This window comes from Microbacterium sp. BF1 (assembly GCF_019279095.1).
Taxonomy (GTDB): Bacteria; Actinomycetota; Actinomycetes; order Actinomycetales; family Microbacteriaceae; genus Microbacterium; species Microbacterium maritypicum.
This window is the reverse complement of sequence record NZ_JAGYWT010000371.1, coordinates 1-2,486: the sequence shown is the minus strand read 5'-3', so window position 1 is coordinate 2,486 and position 2,486 is coordinate 1. Positions and strand designations below refer to the sequence as shown.

Sequence of the window (2,486 nt, the reverse complement as noted above, 5' to 3'; positions counted from 1 at the left end):
TCGTTCGAGGGCAGCAACGGCTCGATCCGCTTCCATTGCTCGTCCGTGAACACCCTCAACCGCGAATCAGACCTCACACAACAAGACTGCCGTGAGCCTCACCAGCGATATGGGAGACACGCCCTAGCGTGGGGGCACCACAGTCGGGCGTTCGCGCCTGCCGAAAGAAGGGAAAGAACGATGAACATCCTCCTGATCATCGTCATCGTCATCGCAGTGATTCTTGCGATCACCGGAGGACTGGTGCAGTCGCTCCAGTTCCTCCTGTGGGTCGGGCTCGTCCTCCTCGCGATCGCCGTGATCGCCTGGTTGATCCGAGCGATCAGCGGCAGCCGCAAGGTCTGACGACACCACACGTCTGACCCATCGAGGTGAGGCCCGCCCTTCGGCGGACCTCACCTCTTCGGTGTGTGGGGCGCCTTACTTCTCGAACGCGTCCCGGACGCTGTCGCCGGCCTTGCCCGCGGCGTCCTTCACGTTCTCGCCGGCCTGCTTGGCGGAGGCCTTGACCTGATCCGCCTTGCCCTCGGCTTCGAGCTTCTCGTTGTCGGTGAGCTTTCCGACGCCTTCCTTGACCTTTCCGGCGGCCTTCTCGGCGGCGTTCTTGATGTCGTCTGCGGCACTCATGTGCGGCTCCTCTCGTAGGCGGATCGATTGCCTCCGACACTCTCACTCCTTCCGAGAAGCGGCCACGGGATTGACAATCCGCCCGGGCCGTGACAACGTTCGGTCGCCATCGACTCACGCCTCGCGAAGGACTAGCCTGGCGCCAGGCGGGTGGTCCTGCCCGCGGACCTCGACCAAGGAAGCGGTGTGCGATGGACTCGATGATGATGGGCGCCATGTCGAAGAGCATGGAGTCGATGCCCGACATGCAGATGATGGACATGTCCGTCATGCAGGCGTGCATGGATGCGTGCGCCGCATGCGAACAGGCCTGCACGGTGTGCTCGACGCAGATGATGGACTGCTCTCCCGCCTGTATGAACTGCGCCGACATGGCAGGCACCATGATGCGGTCGATGATGCGGATGCAGGGGATGACCCCGGCGTCGATGATGGCGATGCTCAACGCCTGCATCGCGATGTGCAAGACGTGCATGGACGCGTGTGCGCGGCATGCCGACGAGAGCGACGTGTGTCGGATGTGCGCTCAGGCGTGCCAGGCCTGCATGGACGCCTGCTCGGCCATGAAGGACATGCTGATGGCGAGCGCCTGAACCGGAGGCGGGCTCAGGCGGCATCGACCCGGATCGTCATCGACGAGGCCGGCATGCTCGACCAAGATCCTGCCCATGCGCTCGTCACGATCGCTGATGAGACAGGGACTGGTGCCGCGCTCATCGGCGACCGCGCACAGCTGCCGGATGTCAGTCGCGGCGGTGTCCTCGACCTTGCCGTTGCGGCGTCCCCGCGCCCCATCGATCTCACGGACCTCTACTGCTTCAATGACAAGGAGTACGCGCAGCTGACGATCGCGATGCGCGACCATCACGAGCCCGGGAAGCTCTTCGACCAGCTGCACGAACGAGGCAACATCACCATCCACGCCACCGACGCGGAAGCCTGGACAGCGATCAGCACGGACGTCATCCGCAAGGCCGAAGCCGGCGCTACCGTCGTCGTCACCTCCAACGACGCCGCGACACAGCTGAACTCCCTTGCCCAAGACGCGCGCGCCCGCGCCGGCCACACCCGCACACCAGCCGTTGAGGTCGCCGGCAGCGACGGCTTGAACATCCGTGTCGGCGACCGCATCATGACCCGCAGCAACGACAAAGACCTGCGTGACGCGAACCGCGACACCTGGACCGTCGCCCGCGTGCACCGCGACGGATCCGTGAGCCTCAAGGACAAGGAGAGCGGACGGAAGGCGCGGCTGCCCGCCGAGTACGTCGAGGCACACACGCACCTCGCCTACGCCTCGACCGAATACGGCGTCCAGGGTGCCACCGTCGACTTCGGCCACGGCATCGTCACCGACTCGTCCAGCGCGCAAGCCGTCTACGTATCCGCGACCCGCGGCCGCGAGCACAACACCCTGCACCTGGTCGCCGGCGACATCGACGAAGCCCGCTCCATCTTCACCGGAGCGCTACGCCACGAAGCCGGAGACCGCGGCGTCGAAGCCGCCCGCGAGAACATCACCCGCGACCTTCACGGCATCGTCCTCCCCGCACCCGGCGTCGACCTGACGGTGCGCGCCGAACGGCTCGCCACCAGTGAGCGCGTCTACACGGCACGCGTCCGCGAATGGGAACTCGCCACCGCGAACTGGGAGAAGCGCCACCCGGGGATCTCCGCCACAGACCCCGCCGCCGGTGTCGCTGCGCTCGAGCGAGAGCAACAGACCGCAATCGCCGACGTCGCACGCCTGGAGCACGACAAACAGGCCGCGGTCGTCCAGGAGCACACCACCCGATGGGAACGCGACTATGCAGCCGTCGACCAGGCTCGCGCGGCCGCAGTCCACGCCCCCGTCTTCC

Annotated in this window: 4 protein-coding genes; 3 read left to right on the top strand and 1 reads right to left on the bottom strand. The window is 66.1% G+C overall.

All coding sequences use genetic code 11. The features are described from left to right. Nucleotides 1–180 precede the first annotated feature (180 nt). Nucleotides 181–345 carry a hypothetical protein gene (locus KZA10_RS12235; RefSeq protein ID WP_017829325.1) on the top strand — a complete coding sequence of 55 codons (165 nt, stop codon included), beginning with the start codon at nt 181–183 and terminating at the stop codon, nt 343–345. Nucleotides 346–420: 75 nt separating this feature from the next. Here the strand turns inward: KZA10_RS12235 and KZA10_RS12230 are convergent, their stop codons facing one another. Then, nucleotides 421–627, bottom strand: coding sequence for a CsbD family protein (locus KZA10_RS12230; RefSeq protein WP_017829324.1), 207 nt, complete (start codon nt 625–627; stop codon nt 421–423). Between the two features lie 215 nt (nt 628–842). Between KZA10_RS12230 and KZA10_RS12225 the strand changes: the two genes are divergently transcribed. Then, entirely contained in the window at nt 843–1,220 is a 378-nt protein-coding gene (locus tag KZA10_RS12225; RefSeq protein ID WP_218683010.1) for a hypothetical protein, read from the top strand. 53 nt (nt 1,221–1,273) lie between these two features. Then, on the top strand, nt 1,274–2,486 hold a 1,213-nt coding region (locus KZA10_RS12220; RefSeq protein ID WP_374196586.1), incomplete at its 3' end, for an AAA family ATPase.

What these genes read in the sequence shown, in the direction of transcription:
- KZA10_RS12230 (WP_017829324.1), bottom strand. Translation starts at nt 627, where the DNA reads ATGAGTGCCGCAGACGACATCAAGAACGCCGCCGAGAAGGCCGCCGGA.
- KZA10_RS12225 (WP_218683010.1), top strand. Translation starts at nt 843, where the DNA reads ATGTCGAAGAGCATGGAGTCGATGCCCGACATGCAGATGATGGACATG.
- KZA10_RS12235 (WP_017829325.1), top strand. Translation starts at nt 181, where the DNA reads ATGAACATCCTCCTGATCATCGTCATCGTCATCGCAGTGATTCTTGCG.